At 73.3% G+C, this 23,011-nt stretch carries 22 protein-coding genes and 2 pseudogenes; 6 read left to right on the top strand and 18 right to left on the bottom strand.

Annotated elements, in window-relative coordinates:
- Positions 1-3 precede the first annotated feature (3 nt).
- Positions 4-561 carry a YbhB/YbcL family Raf kinase inhibitor-like protein gene (locus MET2598_RS0119480; protein WP_012331604.1) on the bottom strand — a complete coding sequence of 186 codons (558 nt, stop codon included), beginning with the start codon at positions 559-561 and terminating at the stop codon, positions 4-6.
- A 286-nt stretch (positions 562-847) separates the two neighbouring features.
- On the opposite strand from MET2598_RS0119480, the gene MET2598_RS0119475 reads away from it, so the two are divergent.
- Genes MET2598_RS0119475 through MET2598_RS0119465 form a run of 3 tightly spaced genes read left to right on the top strand, consistent with a single transcriptional unit; the run spans position 848 to position 5,376 of the window.
- Positions 848-3,790, top strand: a complete 2,943-nt coding sequence (locus MET2598_RS0119475) for a 5'-nucleotidase C-terminal domain-containing protein (protein ID WP_018262025.1) — start codon at positions 848-850, stop codon at positions 3,788-3,790.
- 58 nt (positions 3,791-3,848) lie between these two features.
- Positions 3,849-4,661, top strand: a complete 813-nt coding sequence (locus MET2598_RS0119470; protein ID WP_012331606.1) for a hypothetical protein — start codon at positions 3,849-3,851, stop codon at positions 4,659-4,661.
- Positions 4,654-5,376, top strand: coding sequence for a metallophosphoesterase family protein (locus tag MET2598_RS0119465; RefSeq protein WP_018262024.1), 723 nt, complete (start codon positions 4,654-4,656; stop codon positions 5,374-5,376). Before MET2598_RS0119470 ends, MET2598_RS0119465 begins: the two co-directional genes overlap by 8 nt.
- Positions 5,377-5,481: 105 nt before the next feature.
- Here the strand turns inward: MET2598_RS0119465 and MET2598_RS0119460 are convergent, their stop codons facing one another.
- The 16 genes from MET2598_RS0119460 to MET2598_RS0119385 all read right to left on the bottom strand — a co-directional run bounded on the left by MET2598_RS0119460 (position 5,482) and on the right by MET2598_RS0119385 (position 19,736).
- Positions 5,482-6,465, bottom strand: a complete 984-nt coding sequence (locus MET2598_RS0119460; RefSeq protein ID WP_018262023.1) for an SDR family oxidoreductase — start codon at positions 6,463-6,465, stop codon at positions 5,482-5,484.
- Positions 6,466-6,532: 67 nt separating this feature from the next.
- Positions 6,533-7,333, bottom strand: a complete 801-nt coding sequence (locus MET2598_RS0119455; protein ID WP_018262022.1) for a transporter substrate-binding domain-containing protein — start codon at positions 7,331-7,333, stop codon at positions 6,533-6,535.
- A 171-nt stretch (positions 7,334-7,504) separates the two neighbouring features.
- Positions 7,505-8,233 (bottom strand): amino acid ABC transporter ATP-binding protein, encoded by a 729-nt coding sequence (locus MET2598_RS0119450; protein WP_012331610.1) that lies wholly within the window; start codon positions 8,231-8,233, stop codon positions 7,505-7,507.
- Positions 8,208-8,867, bottom strand: a complete 660-nt coding sequence (locus MET2598_RS0119445) for an amino acid ABC transporter permease (RefSeq protein WP_018262021.1) — start codon at positions 8,865-8,867, stop codon at positions 8,208-8,210. The genes MET2598_RS0119450 and MET2598_RS0119445 overlap by 26 nt, the downstream gene beginning before the upstream one ends.
- Positions 8,868-8,876: 9 nt before the next feature.
- A complete protein-coding gene (locus MET2598_RS0119440) occupies positions 8,877-9,560 on the bottom strand; it encodes an amino acid ABC transporter permease (RefSeq protein WP_018262020.1) in 684 nt (227 codons plus the stop codon).
- Positions 9,561-9,570: 10 nt separating this feature from the next.
- A complete protein-coding gene (kduD, locus tag MET2598_RS0119435; protein WP_018262019.1) occupies positions 9,571-10,326 on the bottom strand; it encodes a 2-dehydro-3-deoxy-D-gluconate 5-dehydrogenase KduD in 756 nt (251 codons plus the stop codon).
- Between the two features lie 35 nt (positions 10,327-10,361).
- Positions 10,362-11,225, bottom strand: coding sequence for a 5-dehydro-4-deoxy-D-glucuronate isomerase (gene kduI, locus MET2598_RS0119430; RefSeq protein ID WP_018262018.1), 864 nt, complete (start codon positions 11,223-11,225; stop codon positions 10,362-10,364).
- Positions 11,222-11,989 carry a GntR family transcriptional regulator gene (locus tag MET2598_RS0119425; RefSeq protein ID WP_012331615.1) on the bottom strand — a complete coding sequence of 256 codons (768 nt, stop codon included), beginning with the start codon at positions 11,987-11,989 and terminating at the stop codon, positions 11,222-11,224. The genes kduI and MET2598_RS0119425 overlap by 4 nt, the downstream gene beginning before the upstream one ends.
- 132 nt (positions 11,990-12,121) lie before the next feature.
- Positions 12,122-12,844 carry a VOC family protein gene (locus MET2598_RS0119420; RefSeq protein WP_018262017.1) on the bottom strand — a complete coding sequence of 241 codons (723 nt, stop codon included), beginning with the start codon at positions 12,842-12,844 and terminating at the stop codon, positions 12,122-12,124.
- A gap of 47 nt (positions 12,845-12,891) precedes the next feature.
- Positions 12,892-13,752 (bottom strand): helix-turn-helix domain-containing protein, encoded by an 861-nt coding sequence (locus MET2598_RS0119415; protein ID WP_018262016.1) that lies wholly within the window; start codon positions 13,750-13,752, stop codon positions 12,892-12,894.
- A gap of 136 nt (positions 13,753-13,888) precedes the next feature.
- Positions 13,889-14,650: an ABC transporter permease gene (locus MET2598_RS0119410; protein WP_012331618.1), complete on the bottom strand. Its 762-nt coding sequence runs from the start codon at positions 14,648-14,650 to the stop codon at positions 13,889-13,891.
- Positions 14,647-15,573, bottom strand: a complete 927-nt coding sequence (locus MET2598_RS0119405; protein WP_018262015.1) for an ABC transporter ATP-binding protein — start codon at positions 15,571-15,573, stop codon at positions 14,647-14,649. Before MET2598_RS0119405 ends, MET2598_RS0119410 begins: the two co-directional genes overlap by 4 nt.
- 78 nt (positions 15,574-15,651) lie before the next feature.
- A complete protein-coding gene (locus MET2598_RS0119400; RefSeq protein ID WP_018262014.1) occupies positions 15,652-16,008 on the bottom strand; it encodes a response regulator transcription factor in 357 nt (118 codons plus the stop codon).
- Positions 16,005-16,877 carry a S1C family serine protease gene (locus MET2598_RS0119395; protein WP_018262013.1) on the bottom strand — a complete coding sequence of 291 codons (873 nt, stop codon included), beginning with the start codon at positions 16,875-16,877 and terminating at the stop codon, positions 16,005-16,007. Before MET2598_RS0119395 ends, MET2598_RS0119400 begins: the two co-directional genes overlap by 4 nt.
- A gap of 104 nt (positions 16,878-16,981) precedes the next feature.
- Entirely contained in the window at positions 16,982-18,397 is a 1,416-nt protein-coding gene (locus tag MET2598_RS0119390) for a DegQ family serine endoprotease (protein ID WP_012331622.1), read from the bottom strand.
- Between the two features lie 73 nt (positions 18,398-18,470).
- Positions 18,471-19,736 (bottom strand): glycosyltransferase, encoded by a 1,266-nt coding sequence (locus MET2598_RS0119385; RefSeq protein WP_018262012.1) that lies wholly within the window; start codon positions 19,734-19,736, stop codon positions 18,471-18,473.
- Positions 19,737-19,834: 98 nt separating this feature from the next.
- On the opposite strand from MET2598_RS0119385, the gene MET2598_RS0119380 reads away from it, so the two are divergent.
- Complete coding sequence (locus MET2598_RS0119380) at positions 19,835-21,103, top strand: glycosyltransferase family 4 protein (RefSeq protein ID WP_018262011.1); 1,269 nt, start codon at positions 19,835-19,837, stop codon at positions 21,101-21,103.
- 13 nt (positions 21,104-21,116) lie between these two features.
- Here MET2598_RS0119380 and MET2598_RS0119375 read toward each other — a convergent pair whose 3' ends face one another.
- On the bottom strand, positions 21,117-21,320 hold the full coding sequence (locus MET2598_RS0119375) for a hypothetical protein (protein ID WP_018262010.1): 204 nt from the start codon (positions 21,318-21,320) through the stop codon (positions 21,117-21,119).
- A 216-nt stretch (positions 21,321-21,536) separates the two neighbouring features.
- Here MET2598_RS0119375 and MET2598_RS42230 point away from each other — a divergent pair.
- Positions 21,537-22,709 (top strand): annotated as a pseudogene (locus MET2598_RS42230) (CRISPR-associated endonuclease Cas3''); the annotation flags it as partial.
- Positions 22,710-22,734: 25 nt separating this feature from the next.
- Positions 22,735-23,011: pseudogene (locus MET2598_RS42905) on the top strand (IS30 family transposase); the annotation flags it as partial.

Genomic DNA, 23,011 nt, shown 5'->3' with positions numbered 1-23,011 from the left:
GCGTCAGTCCCGCTTGTAGAGGGCCTCGATCGTGCTCGATCCGAGCGCGTGGGCCCGCACCATGTAGCCGGTCAGGGCGCCCGACGCGCCGGCGGGCAGATCCAGCTTCTTGGAGAGCGCGTAGACGGTGAACTGATAGCGGTGAACGCCGTGTCCCCGCGGCGGACAGGCCCCGCCGAACCCGGCAATGCCGTAATCGTTCGTGACGCTGATGCTTCCGGCCGGCGTGAGCCCCTTGCCGGTCTCCCCGATCCCCGCGGCCAAGCTCGTGACCTCCTTGGGGATGTTGACGAGTTGCCAGTGCCACCAGCCGCTGCCCGTCGGAGCGTCGGGATCGTACGCGAAGACGGCGAACGCTTCCGTCTTGGCCGGTGCTCCGCTCCACGACAGATGCGGCGAGCGGTTGCCGCCCGTGCATCCGAAGCCTTGAAACTCCTGAGCGGCGCTCATGAATGTCCCGTCCGAGATGTCGGAGCTGGTCAACTTGAACGACTCCGCCATGGCGGAATTGGAAAACAGTATACACAAGGAGAGAATGAATGCGGCCGGACGATGCGTCATGAGAATCCCCTTCTCTCGACGGCGAGAGCGCCCGCGACGTTAGGGAGTTCCGCCCGGCGGCATGAGTCGGAAAGCGCTCAAACTTTGTGCCGAAACGATCATTGTGCGGCCGGCCCTCCGCCCTCGGCCTCGGCCCCCGCGCGGGCATCCGCCCCCGTCCGGGAACGCCCACGCTTCATCCCGCCGTCATGCGCTGCCGTTACGCAGCGGAAACAATCGATCGGCGGCAACCCGGCACGGGCGCATCGGCCATCCGGGCAGGCCGGCAACGACAACGGGGGTTCGCATGGCCAATTACACGCTCCAGCTCCTGCACATGTCGGACGGCGAGGGCTCGACCCTCTCGACCCAGACCGCCCCGGTGATGGGCGCGCTGATCGACCGCTTCGACGGCCAGTACGCCAACACGCTGGTGCTCGCCGGGGGCGACAATTACATCCCCGGCCCGTTCCTCACCGCGGGCGCCGACCCCGCGCTGAACCGCGTCGTCGGCGCCACGGCCCTCGGCCGGCCCGACGTCGCGATCTACAACGCCTTCGGGGTCAAGGCCTCGGCCATCGGCAACCACGAATTCGATCTCGGCTCGCAGACCGTCGCGGACGCGATCACGCCCTCGGGCGCCTGGGGCGGCGCGCGCTTCCCCTATCTCTCGGCCAATCTCGACTTCTCGGGCGACGCGGCCCTGCGCGGCCGGGCGACCGCGGGCGGGCAACCCTCCTCGGCGATCGCCGGCCGCATCGCGCCCTCGACCATCGTCACCGTCAACGGCGAGCGCATCGGCGTCGTCGGCGCCACGACCCAGCTCCTGGAGCGGATCTCCTCGCCGACCGGCACGGAGGTGAACGGATTCCCCAAGGCGGGCGAGCCCGGCGACAACCTCGTCGAGCGCGACGACATGGCGCTGCTGGCGAGCCAGCTCCAGCCGGCCATCGACGCGCTCATCGCCCAGGGCGTCAACAAGATCGTCCTCCAGAGCCACCTCCAGCTCCTCTCGAACGAGCAGGCCCTGGCGCCGCTCCTGCGCGGGGTCGACATCATCCTGGCGGCGGGCTCGCACACCCGCCTCAGCGACGCGACCGACGTGCAGGCCGCCTTCCCGGGCCACGACGCCACCTCCGCCGGTCCCTACCCGATCGTCACCGCGGGGGCGGACGGCGCCCCGACCATGATCGTCGCCACCGACAGCGAATCGACCTATCTCGGCCGCCTCGTGGTCGATTTCGACGAGAACGGCCGCATCGTCCCGGGCAGCCTCAACCCGGCGGTGAGCGGCACCTACGCGGCGACCCAGGCGACCCTGCAGGCCGCCTACGGCGCCGACATCGCCCGGGCCTTCGCGCCCGGCTCGATCGGCGCCCGGGTGAGGGAGGTCACCGACGCGGTCGGCCAGGTGATCAGCACCAAGGAGCGCAACGTCTACGGCTTCACGGGCGTCTACCTGGAGGGCGACCGGGCCTTCGGGCGCGCCCAGGAGACCAATCTCGGCGACCTCTCGGCGGATGCCAACGCCGCCGCGGCGGCCCGCGCCGTCGCCAGCCAGCCCTACCTCGTCTCCCTGAAGAACGGCGGCGGCATCCGCGCCTCGATCGGCGCGGTGAGCGGGGGCAGCGGCAACGACCCGAATGCCGGCGCCAAGCTGCCGCCCCTGGCCAATGCCGAGGCCGGCAAGCCCGCCGGCGGCGTCTCGCAGCTCGACGTCGAGAACGCCCTGCGCTTCGACAACAAGCTGATGGTGTTCGACACCACCGCCCAGGGCCTCAAGAACATCCTCGAATACGGGGCCGGACTCGCGCCGGGCAACGGCGGCTATCCGCAGATCGGCGGCGTCAAGTTCTCCTACGACCCGTCGCAGCCGGCCGGGTCGAAGGTGCGCAGCATCGCGCTGACCGACGAGGCCGGCACGGTGATCGCCAAGGTGGTGGAGAACGGCGCCGTTTTGCCGAACGCCCCCGCCCGCATCAGCGTCGTCTCACTGAACTTCACGGCAAATGGCGGCGACGGCTATCCGACCAAGCAGAACGGCGACAATTTCCGCTACCTGCTCGGCGACGGCCGCCTGTCGGCGCCGGTCGACAAGTCCCTCGACTTCACGGCGCCGGCCAACGTGCCGGCGAACGTGGTCGGCGAGCAGGCCGCCTTCGCGCAGTACATGCAGGCGCGCTACGGCACGGCGGACAAGCCCTACGGCGCGGTCGACACCGCGTCCTCGGAGGATCTGCGCATCCAGAACCTGAGCGTCCGCGCCGACACGGTGTTCAATTCCGGCCGTTTCGGCACCGGCGGCGGCGACAGCCTCGCGGGCACGGCCGGCACCGACGAGATCTTCGGCTATGCCGGCAATGACACCCTGGCCGGCGGTCAGGGGAACGATTCCATGCTGGGCGGGGACGGGAGCGACCTCGTCTCGGGCCAGGACGGGGACGATGCGGTCCTGGGCGGGGCGGGCAACGACTTCGTGTCGGGCGGTGCCGGAAATGACAGCGTCAATGGCGAGGCTGGCGACGACCTCGTCTTCGGCGACGAGGGCGACGACATCGTCGACGGCGGCGCGGGCAACGACCGCGTCTACGGCGGCACCGGCGCCGACCGGGTCTTCGGCTCGGCCGGCAGCGACCTCGTGTTCGGCGAGCAGGGCAACGACTTCGTCGGGGCCGGCGAGGGCAACGACTTCGCGTCGGGCGGGGCCGGCAACGACGAGGTCCACGGCGAATCCGGCGACGATTACGTGTTCGGCGACGAGGGCGACGACCAGCTCTTCGGCGGCGAGGGCCGCGACAGCCTCTATGGCGGGCTGGGCAGCGACGTCCTCGACGGGGATGCGGGCGACGACCTCCTGGCGGGCGAGCAGGGCGACGACGTGCTCATGGGCGGGGCGGGGAGCGACTACCTGTCGGGCGGCCTGGGCAGCGACCAGCTCTTCGGCGGGGACGGGGCCGACCTTCTGTTCGGCAACGCGGGCAACGACTCGCTGTCGGGCGGGCGGGGCTCGGACATCTTCGCGTACGGGCGCGGGGACGGCCAGGACGTGATCCGGGACTTCACGGTGGGCGGGTCGGAGCGGGACGTGATCGCCTTCAACGGCGGGGTGTTCACGTCCTTCGCGGCCGTGCAGGCGGCGACCCAACAGCTGGGGGCGGACGCGGTGATCACGGTGGGGGCGGGTGACAGCCTGACCCTGCAGAACGTCCAGGTCGCCAGCCTCTCCGCCCAGACCTTCACCTTCGCCTGAGGCCGCCGCCGGTTCCTCATCCGAGGAACCGGCGGCGCGCCCGGGCGGTTGGGGCGGGATGCCGGATCCCCATCCCCCGCTCCCGCAGATCGTCGCGAAGGCGGAGCCGAGCCTCGCCGATCCGCGGGCTGAGGCGTTCTACGCCGAGGCGCTGGGTCAGCTCGCCGCCTCGGGGCTCCCCTTCCTGCTCGCGGGCACCTACGCGGTCAGCGCCCATACGGGCATCGCGCGGCGGACCAAGGATCTCGACGTCTTCTGCATGCCGGGCGACGCGCCGCGGATCCTCGCCCGTTGCCAGGATCTCGGCTACCGCGTCGCCATCGAGGACGAGCGCTGGCTCGGCAAGGTCTTCGAGGGCGACCTCTTCTTCGACGTCATCCACGCCTCGCCGAGCGGGGCGACGCCGGTCACGCGGGCGTGGTTCGACCACGCGAGCACGATCGACCTCTTCGGCCAGCGCCTCGCCATCATCGGCCCGACCGAGCTCGTCTGGTCGAAGAGCTTCATCCAGCTCCGCCACCGCTTCGACGGGGCCGACGTGGCCCACACCATCCTGCGGGCGCACGACGCCATCGATTGGCACCGCCTGCTCGGCTACATGGAGATGCACTGGGAGCTGCTCCTCACCCACCTGCTGATGTTCCGCTGGATCTACCCGACGGAGCGCGACGCGGTCCCGGCCTGGCTCCTCGACGAGCTGCTCGACCGCCTCGACAAGCAGCGCCGCCTGCCGCCGCCGCAGATGAAGATCTGCCGCGGGCGGATGCTGTCGCGGGTCGATTACGCGATCGACGTGGGCGAGTGGGGCTTCGCCGATCTCGGCGGCGAGGGGGCGTGGCGGGACGGCATCACGGAGGAGACGCATGGCTGACCGCGCGGGGCCGCTGCGGGTCGCGGCGATCGGCGACCTGCACGTGAAGGAGGGGGCGGCGGCCCCCTACCGGGATCTCTTCGCCGAGATCTCCCGGGCCGCCGACGTGCTGGTGCTGGCGGGCGACCTCACCGATCTCGGCCTCGCCGCCGAGGCCGAGATCCTGGCCGAGGACCTGCGCGCCTGCGCGATCCCGGTGGTCGGGGTGCTCGGCAATCACGACCACGAAGCGGGCGCGCCCGAGGAGATCTGCCGCATCCTGCGCCAGACCGGGATGCGGCTCCTCGACGGCCAGTCGGTCGAGATCGAGGGCGTGGGCTTCGTCGGGGTCAAGGGGTTCGTGGGCGGCTTCGGGCGCTTCACGCTCGGGGCCTTCGGCGAGGCCTCGATCAAGGGCCTCGTCGCCGAGAGCCAGCGGGAGGCGATGCGCCTGGAGAACGCCATGCGGCAGGTGGCGAGCCGCCGCGCCATGGTGGTGCTGCACTACGCGCCGGTCGCCGCCACCGTGCAGGGCGAGCCGCCCGAGATCTTCCCGTTCCTCGGCTCGTCGCGGCTCGCCGAGACGATCGACCGCTTCCCGGTCGGCGCCGTGGTGCACGGCCACGCCCATCGGGGCACCCACGAGGGCCGCACGCCGGGCGGGGTGCCGGTCTACAACGTGGCGATGCAGATCCCGAAGCCGAACGGGCGGCCCTACGCGCTGCTCGACCTCTGATACGCGTTCCGCACGATCACGTGCGGACAGCGGATGACGAGCCCGCGCGGCGCCCGAGCGACGCCGACATCCGCATGGCGACGCAATCCGTCGGATGTCGGACGATCAGCGCCCCCGCGCCGGCCGGGTCGAGGCGAGGAGCATCAGCCCGGCCGCGCCCATCACCGCCCCGACCGTGCTGAGCGCCCGCGCCGAGGGCAGGCCCTTGCGGGCGCGCCAGCCGCCGCTGGTCCGCGGCTGCTCGGGCCGCGGCGCGCGAATCGCCCCGTGCGTGACGGGCGCCGGGCGCGCCCGGTCGAGGGCGGCGTGGATCGCCATGCCCATCAGGTGCTCGGTCGGCCCGGGGGCGAGGGCGTAGGCGGCCTGGGCGAGGCGGGCGGGCCAGCCGACCGCGACCTCGTCGTGCGGGTGGCGCGCGAGGTGCACGAAGGTCTCGGCGACGTCCTCGGGCGCGTAGACCAGCGGCCCGGCATCGATGCGCCGCCCCGAGACGTTGGCCCCGTGCTCCAGGCCGGGCGTGTCGACCATGGCGGGGAAGACCGAGCAGACGTGGATCCCCGGGTGGCGGCGCAGCTCCTGGCGCAGGCTCGCCGTGAAGCCGCGCAGGCCGAACTTGCTCGCCGTGTAGGCCGCCGCGAAGGGCGCCGGGGCCCAGCCGCCGAGGGAGATGGTGGTGATGAGCGTGCCGCGGCCCTGGCGCAGGAAGTAGGGCAGGGCGGCGTAGGCGCCGTAGACCCCGCCGAGGAGGTTGATCTCGATCGTGCGGCGGTGCAGGTCGAGGGGCGCGTCCTGGAACGGGCCGAAGACGCCGGTGCCCGCGTTGTTGATCCAGACATCGAGGCGCCCGAAGGCATCGTGCGCCGCGCGGGCGAGGCGCTCGACCGCCTCCGGGTCGGTGACGTCGGTGGGCACCGCCACGGCCTCGCCGCCGCGATCCCGGCACTCCCGCGCCAGCTCCTCCAGCGCCTCGCGGCGCCGGCTGGCGAGGGCGAGGCGGGCGCCGCGGCCCGCGAAGGCGAGGGAGGCCGCGCGCCCGATGCCGCTCGAGGCGCCGGTGATCACCACCGTGGCGTGGCGCAGGTCGGTCATGCGGGCCTCCGGGTCGGGGGGTGTCGCCACGCAACCCCCGGCCGGAGCCGATGTTCCGCCGGGCCGCTCAGGTCCGCGTGACGAGATCCGCCGGCAGGTCGCGGCCGTGGAACTTGCGGAAGAGCGCGGTCAGGCGCCCGCTCGCCATGTTGCTGCGCACCCACTCGTTGAGCCAGTCCTTGAGCCGGTCCTCGCCCTGCGGCAGGGCGATGCCGAGGTTGAGCTCGCTCTGCACGAACTTGGTCTCGAAGGGCCGGTCGGCGCGCTTCTCGTTCATCACCGCCACCACCGCCTCCTGGGTCGAGACGAGGTCGACCTGGCCCGACACCGCCGCGGTGATCAGCGTGGCGTCGTCCTCGAAGCGGACGATCTCGGCGCCCTTGGCGTTCTGGGTCACCAGCATGTCGTTCACGGTGGCCCGGGTCACGCCGATGCGCTTGCCGACGATGTCCGGGTAGCCCTTCACGGCGAGGGCCGGCACGCCGGCCACCACGATGTTGAGGGTGGCGTAGGGCACCGTGAAGTCGATGACCTTCTTGCGCTCGGGCGTGACCGCGAGGCTCGCCACCAGGATGTCGGCCTTGCGGGTCTGGATGGTCGGGACGCGCGCCGCGTTGGTGATCTGGATCAGGTCGAGGTCGGCGCCGAGGTCCTGGGCGATCAGCTTGGCGGTCTCGACGTCGGAGCCGGTGGGCTGGAGGTTCTGGTCGATGAAGGCGAAGCGCGGGATGCCGATCGCCACCGCGATGCGGATCCGCTTCGCCTTGCGGACGGCGTCGAGGCTGTCGGCGCGGACCAGCGAGGTCGAGGCGGAGAGGCAGGCGGCGGCGAGGGCGAGGGCCGCGCCGCGGCGGGTCAGGTCGGTCATGGGTGTTCCTCCTTGGTGGTTCGTTCGGGCCCGCCCCGGCGGGGCGGGACGCCCGTCCCGCTCGACGCGAGACGCGTCGGGGGCGTGCGGGTCGGGTGCGGATGTCGGCGTCGCTCACGCGCCGCGCTTGCGTGTCATCCGCTGTCCGGACGTGATCGTCCGGAACGCGCATCACAGCTCGGAGGCCAGGAAATCCTGCAGCTCCGGCGTCTGCGGCGCGGTCAGCATCGTGCCGGGGCCGGTCTCCCAGACCCGGCCCGTGTGCATGAAGATCACCCGGTCGGCGACGCGGCGGGCGAAGCCCATCTCGTGCGTGACGCAGATCATCGTCATGCCGCCCTTGGCCAGCGCCTCCATCACCTTCAGCACCTCGCCGGTGAGGCGCGGGTCGAGGGCGGAGGTGACCTCGTCGAACAGCATCACCTTGGGCTGCATGGCGAGCGAGCGGGCGATCGCCACGCGCTGCTGCTGCCCGCCCGAGAGCTGCTCCGGATAGGCGGCGAGCTTGTCCGAGAGCCCGACCCGCGCCAGCGCCTCCGCGGCGAGGGCCCGCGCCTCCCGCACCGGCGTGCCCTTCACCCGCCGGGGGGCGAGCGTGATGTTCTCCTCCACCGTCAGGTGCGGGAACAGGTTGTAGCTCTGGAAGACCATCCCGACCTCCCGGCGCAGGGCCCGCAGGTCCAGGTGCGGGTCGTCGACCCGGCGGCCGCAGACCTCGATCGCCCCGGACTGGATCGCCTCCAGCCGGTTGATGCAGCGCAGCGCCGTGCTCTTGCCCGAGCCGCTCGGGCCGATGACGGCGACGACCTCGCCCGCCGCCACCTCGAAGCTCACGCCCTTCAGCACCGCGATTGTGCCGAAGCTCTTGTGCACGTCACGCAGGCTGACGACGGCCGACATGGAGTTTCCTTTCGAGCCTGCGGCTCCAGCGCGACAGCGGGTAGCAGAGGGCGAAGTACAGGGCGCCCGCCAGCCCGAAGACCAGGAAAGGCTGGAAGATCGAGTTGTTGATGAGCTGGCTCGCCCGGGTCAGCTCGACGAAGCCGACCACCGAGGCGAGCGAGGTGCTCTTGAGCACCTGCACGAAGAACCCGACGGTGGGCGGCACCGCGATGCGGGCGGCCTGGGGCAGGATCACGTCCACGAGCGCCTGCCAGCGCGACAGGGCGAGGCACTCGGCCGCCTCCCCCTGCATGCGCGGCACCGCCTCGACGCAGCCCCGCCAGATCTCGCCCAGGAAGGCGCTGCAATAGACCATCAGCGAGATCGCCGCGGCGACCAGGGGCGACAGCTCCACCCCGATCACGCCGAGCCCGAAATAGACGCAGAACAGCAGGATCAGCAGCGGCAGGCCCTGGATCACCTGCACGTACGCGAAGGCGAGGCGGCGCACCCAGCGGGCGCGGGCGATGCGCAGGAGCATCACCCCGAAGCCCGCGAGGCTGCCCAGCAGGAAGGCGAGGGCCGTCAGCACGACCGTCCAGCCGACGCCTTCCAGCAGGAAGACGAGGTGGTTGAGGGAGAAGCCGCCCATCCGCATCCCCTACAGGGCCGTGCCGAGCCGGCGCCGGCGCGGGAACAGGATCTGGGCCAGCGCGTGGAAGGCGAGCTTCAGGAGCAGCGCCAGCAGCAGGTAGAGCACCGCCACCACCAAGTAGGTCTCGAAGCTGCGGAAGGTGATCGACGTGATGTTGTTGGCCACCGCGGTCAGTTCCTCGGCGGAGATCTGCGAGGTGACCGAGGAGGCGAGCATCATCAGCACGAACTGGCTGGTGAGCGCCGGGTAGACCCGCTCCAGGGCCGGGCGCAGGATGATGTCGCGGTAGATCTGGGCCCGGGTCAGCCCGAGCGCCTCGGCGGCCTCGACCTGGCCGGACGGGATCGTGTCCATCCCCGCCCGGACGATCTCGCCCGTATAGGCCCCGACATTGACCACCAGGGTGAGGATCGCGGCGGTCAGGACCGGCAGGCGCAGGCCGGCGCTGGCGAGGCCGAAATACAGGAAGAAGACCTGGATCAGGTAGGGGGTGTTGCGGACCGTCTCCACGTAGCCGCCGCAGAGCCGCGACAGCCACGCCCGGGGGCTGCGCCGCCCGACGGCGCAGAGGATGCCGATGAGCAGGCCGAGCACCGTCGCGACGGCCGTCATCTCGAGGGTGGTGAGCGCCCCCATCAGGAAGTCGGGCCAGTACTCGGCGAGGGCCTCGAAGTCGAAGCGGTAGCGCATCCCCTGCTCCTCAGCGCGCGAGCCAGCCGCCGTCGACCGGCAGCAGGATGCCGTGCACGTAATCCGCCGCCCGCGAGGCGAGGAAGACCGCCGCGCCGCCGAGATCCCGCGGCTCGCCCCAGCGCGCGGCCGGGATGCGGGCGAGGATCTGGCCGTTGCGCTCCGGGTCGGCCCGCAGCGGCGCCGTGTTGCTGGTGGCGAAGTAGCCGGGGGCGATCGCGTTGACGTTGATGCCGAGCGGCGCCCACTCGTTCGCCATCAGGCGGGTGAGCCCGGCGAGCCCGCTCTTGGCCGCCGTGTAGGAGGCGATGCGGATGCCGCCCTGGAACGACATCATCGAGGCGACGTGGATGATCTTGCCGCCCTGGCCGTCGTCGCGCATGCGGCGGGCGAAGCCCTGCGACAGGAAGAACACCGCCTTCAGGTTCACGTCGAGGACCGCGTCCCACTCCTCCTGCGTGAAGTCGAGGGCGGCGGCGCGCCGGATCGTGCCGGCATTGTTGACCAGGATGTCGACCCGGCCCTCCTCGCTCGCCTCCGCGACGATGCGGGGGACGGGCTCGAGGCTGGCGAGGTCGGCCCGGACGACCCGGACGCTTCGGCCCGTCGCCGCGATCGCCTCGCGCGTCTCGCCCATGTCCGAGCGGCCGACCGCCACGATGTCGGCGCCGGCCGCGGCGAGCGCGACCGCGATGCCCTGGCCGAGGCCGGTATTGGCGCCGGTCACCACGGCCCGGCGGCCGGTGAGGTCGAAGGGATGCGTCATGCGATGCGTCATGCGATGCGTCACGGCCCGTCCCCTCAGCGCAGGTCGTCCATCGCGACCATGTCCATGTCCGTGTAATCCTGGTTGTCGCCGCCCATCGCCCAGATGAAGGCGTAGTGGCTGGTGCCGACCCCCGAATGGATCGACCAGCCCGGCGACAGGATCGCCTGCCCGTCCGCCACCACGAGGTGGCGGGTCTCGTGCGGCTCGCCCATCAGGTGGAAGACCCGCGCCTCGGCCGCGAGGTCGAAGTAGAGGTAGACCTCGGAGCGCCGGTCATGCGTGTGGCACGGCATGGTGTTCCAGGTGCTGCCGGGTTCGAGCTGGGTCAGGCCCATCACGAGCTGGCAGGACTCGCAGAGGCCCGGCAGGATGTACTGGCGGATCGTGCGCCGGTTGCTGGTCGCCTGGTCGCCGACCTGCATCGTGCGGGCGCGGTCCTGGGGGATGAGCGCGGTCGGATGCGGGGCGTGGGCCGGGGTGCTGACGAGGTAGAACTTCGCCGGACGCGCCGGGTCGAGGCTCTCGAACGCGACCTCGCCCGCGCCGCGTCCGACGTAGAGGGCGTCGCGCGGGCCGACCTCGTGGCCGCGGCCGCCGACGCGCACCAGGCCGGGGCCGCCGACATTGATCGTGCCGAGTTCGCGCCGGGCCAGGAACGACTCGGTGCCGAGCGCCCGCGGGGCCGGGAGGGGGAGGGGGCTCGCCCCGGGCATCGCGCCGCCGACCACGAGCCGGTCGATGTGGCTGTAGGTCAGCCGCACCTCGCCCTCGGTGAAGAGCCGCTCGATCAGGAAGTGGCGGCGCAGGGTCTCGGTATCGAAGCCGCGCACCGCCTCCGGGTGGGCGACCTGGCGGATCTCGATCGCGGCGTCGGAGGGCGTCGTGGGGAGGGTCATGCAGGCTCCGCGGAATCCGGGGGCGTCGCGCCGGCGGACATGTCGAAGAAGTCGGGGTTGAGCCCGGCGATGCCGCCGAGATCGGCGAGCAGGCCGTCGAGATGCGCGCTCATGGCGGCGCCGGCCCGGGCGGGATCGCGGTCCCGGATCGCGTCGCGCACGGCCGCGTGCTCGTCGAGGACGCGGGCGAGGCGCCCCGGCTGCGGCAGGGTGAGGCGGCGGAAGCGGTCGACCTGGATCTTCACCTGCTGCGTCAGCCGCCACAGGCCCGGATAGCCGGCGGCCTGGGCGATCGCGGCGTGGAACTCCTCGTCGCGCTGGTGGAAGGTCTCGCGGTCCTCGGCCGCCGCCGCCTCGGTCATGGTGATCATCAGCCGGTCGAGGGCGGCGAGGTCGGGCGCGCGGGCCTGCTCGGCGGCGAGCCGCGCGCTCGCCTCCTCCAGCGCCCGGCGGATCACGATCACCTCGGGCAGGTCGCGATAGGGGATGCGGGCCACGTAGGTGCCCGCCTGCGGGAAGATCTCGACCAGGCCCTCGTCGGCGAGGCGCAGCACCGCCTCGTGGACCGGCGTGCGGCTCACGCCGTAGCGGGCGGCGATCGCCTTCTCGTTGATCGGCTGGCCCGGCAGCAGGGAGAGCGACGCGATGGCGGCGCGCAGGTCCTGGCGGATCACCGCGGCGGCCGAGGGCGCGCGGGCCGGGCGCGGGGCGCTCGGCAAGCGGTTGCGCGCCTTGCGCAGCGGTGAGGTCGGATCGCGCGGCATCGGCTCCATCCCTCGCCCGCCGCCGCTTGCCGCGCCGGTCCCGGAGGGCTCCCTGGGACCGGACCTTAAACTGATATATTAGATTTGCAAGCCCGCCGGAGCGGCTCCGTTCCCCGGTTACGCGTGCCCCGGTCAGGACGCGGCGACGTCGTCCGGGGTGAAGGACAGGGCGGTGAGCAGCGTGACGGCGAGCCGCCCGCCCGCCACGCCCGGATCGGCGGCCAGCACGGCCTCCGCCTCCTCCCGGGTGGCGACGTCGATGAGGCCGAAGCCGAGCACCTCGGCGCCGTCCACGAGCGCGGTCACGTGGGTGAGCGGGCCGTCGCGCAGGAGCGTGGTCATGGCGCGGGCGTGCTCCCATTGCAGCGGCGCCGTCGCGGGGTCGTCGTAGCGGGGACCGCGGGTGATCAGGAAGGCGAGGCCCGGGGCCCGGCCCCGCAGCAGCCCCTGCAGGGCCGCGTCCGTGACCGGGCCCTCGCGGCGGGGCGCCACGGGGGAATGCAGCCCGAGGCGATTGCCCTCCGGATCGCGGAAGATCACCACTTCGCCCGCCTCCTCGGACAGGCGCGTTCTGGGGGTGAGGATCGTGCCGCCGAGCGGGGCGATCCGCCGCGCCGCGGCGTCGAGGCGGCCGCCGGCGTCGAGGTAGATCAGCGCCCCGTCCGACGACGGCGCGTAGCCCGCGCCCTGCACCAGGGCGCCGCGGTTGCGGCGGTCCCGGGTCGGGACCATCGCGCAGGTCAGGGGCCCGCAGGAGAATTCGACCAGGCGCGTCTCCAGCAGGCCCTCGTAGAAGGCGCGGGCGCGGGCCATGTCGGCGACGGGGATCTCGATCCAGTTCGAGAGGTGGTTCATCGCGGCGTCCTCGTGGGAAACGCCGGGATCATGCCGGGGCGCCGGCCTCAGGGATTGGACGTTTGGGAAGCGGGGCCGCCCTCGGGCGCCCGGTAGAAGATCCGCCCGAACTCGTTGCCGAGTTCGGCGAAGCGGCCCGGCGCGATCCCGGCGAAGCGCCGGAACTGCCGGATGAAGTGCGACTGGTCGCAGAAGCGGTCGAGGGCGTCGTCGCGCAGGCGCTCCGCCGAGCCGTGCCGGCTGAAGGCCCGGTAGAGCTGCTCGAAGGCGAGCACGCTGCCGAGGCGCTTGGGCGCGAGGCCGACATCGCGCCGGAACACCGCCGCGAGGTGGCGCCGCGAGTAGCCCGTCCGGGCCTCCAGGGTGGCGACGTCCATGCGGTAGCCGCTCGCCGCCATCAGGCGCAGCGCCTCGTCGGCGAGGCCCGGCCCGCGCCGGTCCGTGGCGAGGCAGCGCGCGACCAGGAAGGCGCGCAGGACGCGGGCGGCCTCCTCGGCGCTCGCCGCCTCGGCGAGCCGGCGCCTCAGCCGGTCGCCGCTCCGCCCGAGCACGTTGCCGACCGGCTCGATCGCCTGCGTGAGGTCGCCGAGCGGCAGGGTGAGGAAGCGGGACAGGCCGGCCGGCGTGAACTCGACGCCGATCGACGCGGTGGGGACCGGCGCGGAGGAGATCACGGTCGGGGCGTCCCACTGGCCGATCAGGACCGCGTCGCCCTCCGCGTGGCAGCGGCGCCGCCCGCCGCCCTCGGCGGTCAGGCCGTTGCGCCAGGGCACGATCAGCTTGGCGCGCCCGTTCGGCACCACCACGCGCAGGTCCGAGGCCGGCAGCCCGCAGGGGCTCTCGAAGATCCACATCTGGTGGATCCACGGGCGGATCGGGGCGGGCAGGGCCAGGATCGTCAGGCGCAAGGCGGCCGGTCTCCCCGCCGCGGCGGGGCGCGGCACCGCCGCAGCTTACCCCGGGTTCGCGACGGGCGCGTTGACGGAGGCCGGGCCGGGCGCCGGAGGCGCGAGGGCCGCGCGCGCTTGGCCGCGCGCGGTCCTCTCACGTCTTCAGCCGGTACCCCGTGCGGAACATCACGGTCACGAGGCCGAGGCAGATCCCCAGGAAGGCCAGCGCCATCGCGAGGCTCACCCCCAGGCTGACGTCGCCGTGGCCGTAGAAGCTCCAGCGGAAGCCGCTGATCAGGTACACGACCGGGTTGACGAGGCTGAGCGCCCGCCAGAACGGCGGCAGCATCTCGATCGAGTAGAAGCTGCCGCCCAGGAAGGTCAGCGGCGTGACGATGAGGAGCGGCACCAGCTGCAGCTTCTCGAACCCGTCCGCCCACAGCCCGATCACGAAGCCGAACAGGCTGAAGGTGAAGGCGGTGAGGAGCAGGAACAGCACCATGACGAGCGGGTGGTCGATGCGGATCGGCACGAACAGGGAGGCGGTCGCCAGGATGATGAGGCCGAGCAGGATCGACTTCGAGGCCGCCGCCCCGACATAGCCGGCGACGATCTCGATCGGCGAGATCGGCGCCGAGAGGATCTCGTAGATGGTGCCGGAGAAGCGCGGGAAGTAGATGCCGAAGGAGGCGTTGGCGATGCTCTGCGTCAGCAGCGTGAGCATGATCAGCCCCGGCACGATGAAGGCGCCGTAGGGCACGCCCTCGATCACGGTCAGCCGCGAGCCGATCGCCGCGCCGAAGACCACGAAGTAGAGCGAGGTCGAGATCACCGGGGCGACGATGCTCTGCAGCAGCGTGCGGCGGGTGCGGGCCATCTCGAAACCGTAGATGGCGCGGATCGCGGGCCAGTTCATGCGGGATCCTTGACGAGGCCGACGAAGATGTCCTCGAGCGAGCTCTGGCGGGTCTCGAGGTCGCGGAAGCGGATGCCGGCGGCGCGCAGGTCGGTGAGGAGCGCCGTGATGCCGGTGCGCTCGCCCTGGCTGTCATACGTGTAGGTGAGCGCGCAGCCGTCCTCCGAGAGGTCGAGGCGGTGGTCCGAGAGCGTGTCCGGCAGCGCGGGCAGGCGGGTCTGCAGGTGCAGGATCAGCTGCTTGCGCCCGAGCTTGCGCATCAGCTCGGCCTTCTCCTCGACCAGGATGATCTCGCCGCGGCGGATCACCCCGACCCGGTCGGCCATCTCCTCGGCCTCCTCGATGTAGTGGGTGGTCAGGATGACGGTGACGCCCTGGTCGCGCAGCCGCCACACGAGGCGCCACATGTCCTGGCGCAGCGCCACGTCCACCCCGGCGGTGGGCTCGTCGAGGAACAGCACCTGCGGCTCGTGCGCCAGCGCCTTGGCGATCAGCACCCGCCGCTTCATGCCCCCCGAGAGCGTCATGATGCGGTTGTCGCGCTTCTCCCAGAGGGAGAGGTCCCTCAGCACCCGCTCGACATGGGCGGGGTCGGGCGGCAGGCCGAACAGGCCACGGCTGAAGCTCACCGTCGCCCAGACCGTCTCGAAGGCGTCGGTGGTGAGTTCCTGCGGCACGAGGCCGATCATCCGGCGGGCCTCGCGGTAGGAGGCGAGGATGTCGTGGCCGCCCACGGTCACGCGCCCCTCCGTGGGGCTGACGATGCCGCAGACGATGCCGATCAGCGTCGTCTTGCCGGCGCCGTTCGGCCCGAGCAGCGCGAAGATCTCGCCGCGGCCGATGTCGAGGGTGATGGAGCGCAGGGCCTGGAAGCCGGAGGCGTAGACCTTCGACAGGTTGGCGATGGAGATGATCGGCGACATCGCGCTCCGGCGGTTCTCCTGTGGCGGGCGCGATCTAGCACATCGCCTCGCGGCGGGCATGGCCGGGCGGGAGGCGGATCACAGGTGGATCACCCCGCGCCGCGCCGCGTGCGCCACCGCGTCCGTGCGGCCGGTCGCGTCGAGCTTGTCGAGGAGCGAGCCGACGTGGAACTTCGCCGTGTGGACCGAGATGCCGAGCCGCCGGGCGATGGCCTTGTTCGAGGCGCCCTCGGCGAGGAGGCCGAGCACCTCGATCTCCCGCGGCGTCAGCCCGGGATCGGGCGCCGGGCCGTCGCCGGGCGGCAGCGTCACCACCGCGTCCGCCGCCTCGCCCGGCCGCGCCAGGCGCAGGCCCGGCACGTCCGCCAGCAGGGCGACCAGCCGGTCCGCGAGGCCCGGCTGCGCCACGGCGAGGGCGAGGACGACCTCGCTCACGGCCTCTCGCCGATCGTGAGGGCGACGTCGAGCGGCGCGCCGCCGCGGCGCAGAGCCAGGGTCACGACGCTGCCGACGCTGCCCGGGCCGAGCGCCCCCTGCAGCGCCGAGAGGCCGCGCAAAGGCTCGCCGTTCCAGGCCGTGACGACGTCGCCCTGGCGCAGGTCCGCCCGCGCGCCCGGCCCGTCCGGCTCGACCTGCATCACCATCAGCCCGACGCTGCGGTCCTCCAGCCGCACCGGCTGCAGGCCGAGGCCGAGATAGCCGAGCGGGATGCGCCCGCGGGATTCGAGCAGCGGCGCGACCCGCCCGATCGTCGCGGCCGGGATGACCAGGGCGCGGCGGCGCGGGCCGAACACCACCATGCCAATCGCCCGGCCCGCGGGATCGAGGGCGAGCCCGCCCTCGCCCGAGCGGCGCAGCCCGAGATCGAGGTCGATCCGCACGTCGATCTCGCCCCCGCGCAGGCTGCGCCAGGCCGGCCCCACCCGCGAGACGAGGCCGAGCGCCACCGTGGGCGCGCCCTCCGCCGCCCCGACCGCCACGGCGAGCTGGCCCGGCACCACCGGCACCGGGTCGAGGGCCGCCGCCGGCAGGTCCGTGCGGGGGATGCGCAGGAGCGCGACGTCGGTCGAGGGATCGCGGCCGAGGAGCGTGGCGGCGAGGGGCGCGCCGTCGCCCGCCCGCACGGCGATCTCGCCCTCCTCGGCGAGCGCCTCGTCGGCCGTGACGACGAGGCCCGGCTTCCAGACGAAGCCGCTGGCGCGGTGGCGGTGGGACTGGACCGAGACGACGCTCGGCGCGGCGCGGGCGGCGAGCGCCGCGAGATCCTGCGAGAAGGCCTGGAGGGCGGTGGGCGTGTCGGTCATGGCGGGGCTCCCGTCGGGCCCCGAATGTGAGGGCGCGGCGCGCGCGCGGCACCTGCCCGGGTGGGCAGGCCCCGTCCCGGCGCGCCAGGGGCTCGGCGGCCGGCTCAGCCGCTGAACAGCGAGGTGAGCTGCTGGCCGCCGCGGTTGATCGTCACCTCCCAGGCCGAGAGGCTGTTGCGGGTGATGCGGTCGAGGTCCCTGGTGCTGGCGACCGAGGCCCCGTTCACCGCCACGATCACGTCGCCCTTCTGCAGCCCGGCCCGGGCCGCGATGCTGCCGCCGTCGACCTCGGCGATCACCACCCCGTCCGCCGGGAGGTCGAGCTGCAGCTCCTCGGCGACGGCCGGCGAGAGGTTGACCGCCGTCGCCCCCAGGAAGGGCGAGCGGGTGCGGATCTTGAGCGTGTCGCGCGGGCGCGTCTCGGGCGCCGGGGCGAGGCGCACCGGCAGCGTGATGCGGTTCGACCCGCGCAGCACCGCGAGCTTCGTCTCGCCGCTGATGCCCTTGAGGGCGAAGCGGTAGCCGAAGGCCTCCGGGTCGTCGACCGGCTGGCCGTCCACGCTCAGGATCACGTCGCCGCGCTTGAGGCCGGATTCCTCCGCCGGGCTCTTGCCCAGCATGCCGGCCACCAGCACCCCGGTCGGGTGGTCGAGGCCGACGCTGTCGGCGATGTCGGGCGTCACGTTCTGCAGCCGCGCCCCGAGCCAGGGCCGGCGCACGATCCGCCCGCCGCCCCGCGCCGTCTCCACCACCGCCCGCACCATGCTGGCGGGGATGGCGAAGCCGATGCCGTGGCTGCCGCCCGATTGCGAGAAGATCGCCGTGTTGATGCCGACCAGCGCGCCCGACAGGTCGACCAGGGCGCCCCCCGAATTGCCCGGGTTGATGGCCGCGTCCGTCTGGATGAAGAACTGGTAATCGGCCGAGCCCACCTGCGTGCGGGCGAGGGCCGAGACGATGCCCTGCGTCACCGTCTGGCCGACCCCGAAGGGGTTGCCGATGGCGATCACGAAGTCGCCGACCTGCAGCGCCTCGGAATCGCCGAACTCCATCGCGGCGATCCCGCCCGGCGCCTTGATGCGCAGGACCGCGAGGTCGGTGCGGGGGTCGCGCAGCACGATCTCGGCCGGGAATTCCCGCCGGTCGGTCAGCGCCACCTTCACCTCGTTCATGTTCTCGACGACGTGGTTGTTGGTGACGATCAGCCCGGAGGCGTCGACGATCACGCCCGAGCCCAGCGAGCGCTGCGCCCGCTCCTGCGTGCCGCCGGGGCCGGATTCCCCGAAGAAGCGGCGCAGGAACTCGTCCATGGCGTTGCGGTTGGCCGAGCGCTTCTCGACGTGGGCGCCGTAGACGTTGACCACCGAGGGCGCCGCCTTGCGCACGATCGGCGCGAAGGAGAGCTGCACCTGCGCGCGGCTCTCGGGCAGGGCGCGGGTCGGCGGGGCGGGGTCGGCCAGGGCCGCGGCGGGGCCGAGGGCGAGCGCGGCGACCAGGGCAAGGCGCATCGGACAGCGCATCGGGCAGGGCTCCGGGACAGGATCGAGGGCCGGCCGGGCCCGAAGGCCCCGGCGCGGCGCATCCCTATGTTCCCTAAACAGCACTGCGCTGAAAAGATGGCGCCCTGGCCGTCGCCGGGGCCGCGCGGCCGCGCGCGATCAGGGCGGCGTAGAGCCGCGCCGAGGCCGCCGCGTGGCTGGCGAGCGTGGTCGGCGCCGCCCAGTAGCGCGCATGCGCCGCACGGCCCATCCGCCGCACCAGGGTGTCGTCGGCGAGGTCGTGGAAGACCCGGGCGAGGAGGTCGACCTCCGGGCGGGTGACGAAGCCGGTCTCGCCCGGCACGATCCGCTCGGCGGCCCCGGCCCGGTTCGAGGCCACCGCCGGGATGCCGCAGGCCAGCGCCTCGTAGACCGTGAGCGGCCCGGTCTCCAGCCAGCGCGAGGGCGCCACCACCGCCCGGGCCCGGGCGCGCAGCAGCGCCTCGACCTCGCCCGGCGCGCGCCAGCCCAGCACCTCCGCGCCCGGCATCGCCGCGAGCTCCCCGGCGAGCGGCCCGTCGCCGATGAACAGGGCCGGCATCCCGGCCGCCCGGGCGGCGGCCGCCACCAGGTCCGCCCCCTTCTCGCGGGTGAGGCGCCCCACGAAGGCGACCGCGTCGCCCCGGGCCGGGTCGGCGGGGGGATGGGGGTCGACGCGGACCGGGTTGTCGATCCGGTGGTGGCGGAAGGGCCCCTCCAGCAGCATCGGGGCGAGGCGGGCCCGGCTCGCGTCGCAGACGTGGACGAGGTCGATCGGCCGGTCGCGCAGGCCGCGCAGCGACAGCCGCGTCGCGGCCGCGCGCGCCGCCCGCACCGCCTTGTGCGCCCGCGATTGCGGATCGCAGGCGGCGGCGAGGCAGCGGGCGCCCAGCGGGTCGAGGGAGCAGGGCTCGGCGCGGTCGAAGCGGTAATAGACGCCGTTCGGGCAGACCAGGAAGTAATCGTGCAGGGTGACCGCCACCGGCACGCCGCTCGCTCCCAGCACCGGCAGCACCGCCGGCGAGAGGCTGCGGGTCCAGTTGTGGAGGTGGAGGCAGTCCGGCCGCAGCGCCGCCAGCGCGGCGGCGAGGCGCCGCGCGGCCGCCCGGTTCCAGATCCCGTCGCGGGCGCCGCGCCAGGCGGGCTGGTCCCAGACGTCGGCGAGCCCGAGGCCGACCCGGCGGATGCCCGGATGGTCGAGGAGCGGGTCGGCCGGGCCCTCGACCCCGTGCAGGAAGGTCACGCGGAGGCCCGCCTCGGCCAGCCCGCGGGCGGATTCGATCGCGACCTTCTCGCCCCCGCCCCGCGGCAGGCAGAAATTCGTCAGGATGGCGACGTGCATCGGAGCGCTCCCGGGCCGGCCCCGGGGCGGCCCGGATTGCATTTTACCCTCGCTCAACTGCCGGGTCGTAAACGGGGCGATCGGCGGAGACGAGAGCCATGGACGTCGTCCTCATCCTCGACCACGGCCACGTGAATGGCGGCCAGGCGAAGGTCGCGCTCGACTCCGCCCTCGGGCTCGCCGCGCGCGGCCACCGGGTCGACGTGTTCGCGGCGGTGGCCCCGGTCGATCCGCGCCTCTCCGCCGCCGGGATCCGGGTGACCTGCCTCGACCAGCCGGACATCGCCACGGCCTCCTCGAAGCTCGCCTTCGCCGGGCAGATGCTGTGGAACCGCCCCGCCGCGCGGGCCCTGGCGGGGCTGCTGGCGGGCCGCGACCCGGGCCGGACGATCGTCCACGTCCACGCCTTCGCCAAGGCGCTGTCGCCCTCGATCTTCGCGGCGATCCGGCGGGCGCGGCTGCCCGCCCTCTACACGATGCACGAGTTCTTCCTGGTCTGCCCGAACGGCGGCTTCTACGACTACCGCCGCCACGCGATCTGCCGCCGCGCGCCGCTCTCGGGCGCCTGCATCGCCACGAATTGCGACATGCGCAGCTATCCGCGCAAGGCGATGCGCCTCGCCCGGCAGGTGCTGCTGGAGAAGCTGGCGCGCTGGCCGGAGGCCGTCCGGGACGTGGTGACGATCAGCGCCCTGCAGGAGACGGCCGTCGCGCCCCACCTGCCGCCCGGACTCACCCTCCACCGGGTCGACAACCCGATCGCGGTCCCGGACCCGGGCCCGAAGCCCGCCGGACCGCCGGGGCCGCTCACCTATGTGGGCCGGCTCTCCACCGAGAAGGGCGTCCTGCTGTTCGCGGAGGCGGCGCGCCGCGCGGGGGTGCCGGCGGTCTTCGTCGGGGACGGGCCGGAGGCCGAGACCCTGCGCGGCCGCTACCCGGAGGCGCGGCTGCTGGGCTGGCGCGACGCCGCCGGGGTGGCCGAGGCCCTGCGGGCGGCCTCGGCCCTGGTCTTCCCGTCCATCTGGTACGAGGGCCAGCCGCTCACGGTCTACGAGGCGCTGGCGCGCGGCACCCCGGTCGTGGTGAGCGACGCCTGCGCGGGCCGCGAGGCGGTGGCGGACGGGGAGACCGGCTACTGGTTCCCCTCCGGCGACGCCGCGGCGCTCGCCGCGCGGCTGACCCGGCTGCAGGATCCGGCGGTCCTGGCGCGGCTCGGCGCCGAGGCCCATCGGCGCTACTGGGCCGCCCCTCTCACCCTGGAGCGCCACTGCGCCCGGCTGGAGGAGGTCTACGGCCTCGTCCTGCAGCGCCGCGCGGCCGGGCTCGCGGCCCCGGCGCCCGGCGCGCGACTGCAGCCCGCGGCCTGATCCGGGGCGCCGGTCAGCGGCGCCCGAGGCCGAAGCCGAGATCCCGCTGGCCCCGCCCGCCCGGGATCGCCGCCAGCACGGCGGCGGGGCGCTCGCGCAGGACGAGGGCGAGGGGCACCAGGGCGACGAGGCCGAGGAGCCGGCCGGCCGCCGCGCGCAGGCGCGCGGCGAGGGGGGCGGCGGGGCGGGCGAAGGAGCGGTGCGTCAGGGTGGTCATCGGAGCGTCTCCGCGTCGGGGGCGGGCCATCGCGTCGAGCGCGCCCCATGCCCCTGAGTGCCGCCGGGCGGGGGATTCCGTGTGCGCTGGCGCACGCGGGGGAGGGCGGGGGGCGGCCGCGGGCGGCTTGCATCTGCCGGGCTTGCATCTGCTGGGCTTGCGCGAATCCTGGGGTTGCACGACAGTCTCGTCCTGCAACTGCCGCAGAGAGAGCGCATGAGTTCCGTGCTGTACGCCCACAGCAAGCCGGGCCGGCCCGAGGCGGAGTGGGAGCCGCTCGCCGTGCATGCCCGATGGACCGGGCGGTTCGCTGCCCATTTCGGCCGCGCCTTCGGCTGCGCCGGCCTGGCGCGCGCGCAGGGGCTCCTGCACGATACCGGCAAGGCATCCCAGGAATTCCAGGACTATCTTTGCGCGTTGCGCGCGCGGGGCGGCGATCACTCGACCTGGGGAGCCCAGCGGGCCGACGAACTCTACGGCCGCGTCGTCGGCCGCATGCTCGCCGCCTGCATCGCCGGCCACCATGGCGGCCTTCCCGACGGCGAGGCTTTGCGGCGCCGGCTCGCGCAGGCGCAGAACGACGCGAGCCGCTGGCGGGAGCTGATCATCCCGCCGGCCCCGGAGGTGATCGCGTCGAAGCGGTGCTTCGCGCCTCCCGCCTGCGAGCGGTTCGAGCGATGTCCCGACGCCCTGGCGCGGCGGCGCGCCTTCACGAAGGCCTTCCTGATCCGAATGCTGTTCTCGTGCTTGGTCGATGCGGATTTCCGGGCCACCGAGCGGTTCATGGCGGACGGGCGGCCTCGCGCCCGGGTGAGGACCCGCCTGCGCGACCTCGACCGGCAGCTGACCGCGCACCTGCGCTGCAAGCAGGCCGACGCCAAGCCCACGGCCATCAACGCGCTGCGGGCCGAGATCCTCGCGCACGCCGTCGGCAAGGCGACCTGCACGCCCGGCCTCTTCACCCTCACGGTACCCACGGGCGGCGGCAAGACATTGACCTCGCTCGCCTTCGCGCTCGCCCATGCGGAGCGGTACGGCAAGCGGCGGGTGATCCACGTCGCGCCCTTCACGGCCATCGTCGAGCAGACCGCCGACGCGATCCGGACGGCGGTCGGCAATCCGGGCGCCATCCTCGAACACCACGCCAACCTCGACGAGGAGGCGCTGGCGCGCAGGCTCGCGGAGGATGGCGGCGACGAGCGCGACGGCCTCGGCCCCCTGCGGCGCGCCGCCGCGACCTGGGACGCGCCCATCGTGGTGACGACGGCCGTGCAGTTCTTCGAGAGCCTGTTCGCGAACCGGCCCTCGCGCTGCCGCAAGCTGCACAACCTCGCGAATTCCGTCATCATTCTGGACGAGGCGCAGGCGGTGGATTCAAGTGGTCGTCGCAACGGCTTGGCGGAGGGCGGTTGTGATGGCAGGTCGGCGGCGTTCGGATCGGGCACTTCGCGAGAAGCTGCGGTCACCGGGTCGTCCCGGGGTCGGTCTGCGCGAGACGCGGCGGGGGTTCTGGGCGTTCCTCGCGCAGGGTCTCTCCAGCGAGGTCGCAGCGATGAAGCTCGGGATCTCGCCACCGGTCGGCTCGCGGTGGTTCCGGACAGCAGGCGGAATGGCACCTTCCCACCTGTCACCATCATCCAAGTCGCCTTCTGCGCGCTACCTGTCGTTGGCTGAGCGAGGAGATCGCGATC

The sequence above is a fragment of the Methylobacterium sp. WSM2598 genome, from assembly GCF_000379105.1.
Classification (GTDB): Bacteria; Pseudomonadota; Alphaproteobacteria; order Rhizobiales; family Beijerinckiaceae; genus Methylobacterium.
Note: the sequence above shows the minus strand (reverse complement) of the source record. Positions and strands in the feature narration are given on the sequence as shown.

Bases quoted from the DNA above. Each gene is read 5' to 3' on its own strand.
- MET2598_RS0119380 (WP_018262011.1), top strand. From the start codon at position 19,835: ATGGACGTCGTCCTCATCCTCGACCACGGCCACGTGAATGGCGGCCAG.
- MET2598_RS0119405 (WP_018262015.1), bottom strand. From the start codon at position 15,573: ATGTCGCCGATCATCTCCATCGCCAACCTGTCGAAGGTCTACGCCTCC.
- MET2598_RS0119470 (WP_012331606.1), top strand. From the start codon at position 3,849: ATGCCGGATCCCCATCCCCCGCTCCCGCAGATCGTCGCGAAGGCGGAG.
- MET2598_RS0119425 (WP_012331615.1), bottom strand. From the start codon at position 11,989: ATGCCGCGCGATCCGACCTCACCGCTGCGCAAGGCGCGCAACCGCTTG.
- MET2598_RS0119385 (WP_018262012.1), bottom strand. From the start codon at position 19,736: ATGCACGTCGCCATCCTGACGAATTTCTGCCTGCCGCGGGGCGGGGGC.
- MET2598_RS0119375 (WP_018262010.1), bottom strand. From the start codon at position 21,320: ATGACCACCCTGACGCACCGCTCCTTCGCCCGCCCCGCCGCCCCCCTC.
- MET2598_RS0119420 (WP_018262017.1), bottom strand. From the start codon at position 12,844: ATGAACCACCTCTCGAACTGGATCGAGATCCCCGTCGCCGACATGGCC.
- MET2598_RS0119410 (WP_012331618.1), bottom strand. From the start codon at position 14,650: ATGAACTGGCCCGCGATCCGCGCCATCTACGGTTTCGAGATGGCCCGC.
- MET2598_RS0119460 (WP_018262023.1), bottom strand. From the start codon at position 6,465: ATGACCGACCTGCGCCACGCCACGGTGGTGATCACCGGCGCCTCGAGC.
- kduI (WP_018262018.1), bottom strand. From the start codon at position 11,225: ATGACCCTCCCCACGACGCCCTCCGACGCCGCGATCGAGATCCGCCAG.
- MET2598_RS0119475 (WP_018262025.1), top strand. From the start codon at position 848: ATGGCCAATTACACGCTCCAGCTCCTGCACATGTCGGACGGCGAGGGC.
- MET2598_RS0119445 (WP_018262021.1), bottom strand. From the start codon at position 8,867: ATGGGCGGCTTCTCCCTCAACCACCTCGTCTTCCTGCTGGAAGGCGTC.
- kduD (WP_018262019.1), bottom strand. From the start codon at position 10,326: ATGACGCATCCCTTCGACCTCACCGGCCGCCGGGCCGTGGTGACCGGC.
- MET2598_RS0119465 (WP_018262024.1), top strand. From the start codon at position 4,654: ATGGCTGACCGCGCGGGGCCGCTGCGGGTCGCGGCGATCGGCGACCTG.
- MET2598_RS0119480 (WP_012331604.1), bottom strand. From the start codon at position 561: ATGACGCATCGTCCGGCCGCATTCATTCTCTCCTTGTGTATACTGTTT.
- MET2598_RS0119390 (WP_012331622.1), bottom strand. From the start codon at position 18,397: ATGCGCTGTCCGATGCGCCTTGCCCTGGTCGCCGCGCTCGCCCTCGGC.
- MET2598_RS0119395 (WP_018262013.1), bottom strand. From the start codon at position 16,877: ATGACCGACACGCCCACCGCCCTCCAGGCCTTCTCGCAGGATCTCGCG.
- MET2598_RS0119440 (WP_018262020.1), bottom strand. From the start codon at position 9,560: ATGCGCTACCGCTTCGACTTCGAGGCCCTCGCCGAGTACTGGCCCGAC.
- MET2598_RS0119455 (WP_018262022.1), bottom strand. From the start codon at position 7,333: ATGACCGACCTGACCCGCCGCGGCGCGGCCCTCGCCCTCGCCGCCGCC.
- MET2598_RS0119450 (WP_012331610.1), bottom strand. From the start codon at position 8,233: ATGTCGGCCGTCGTCAGCCTGCGTGACGTGCACAAGAGCTTCGGCACA.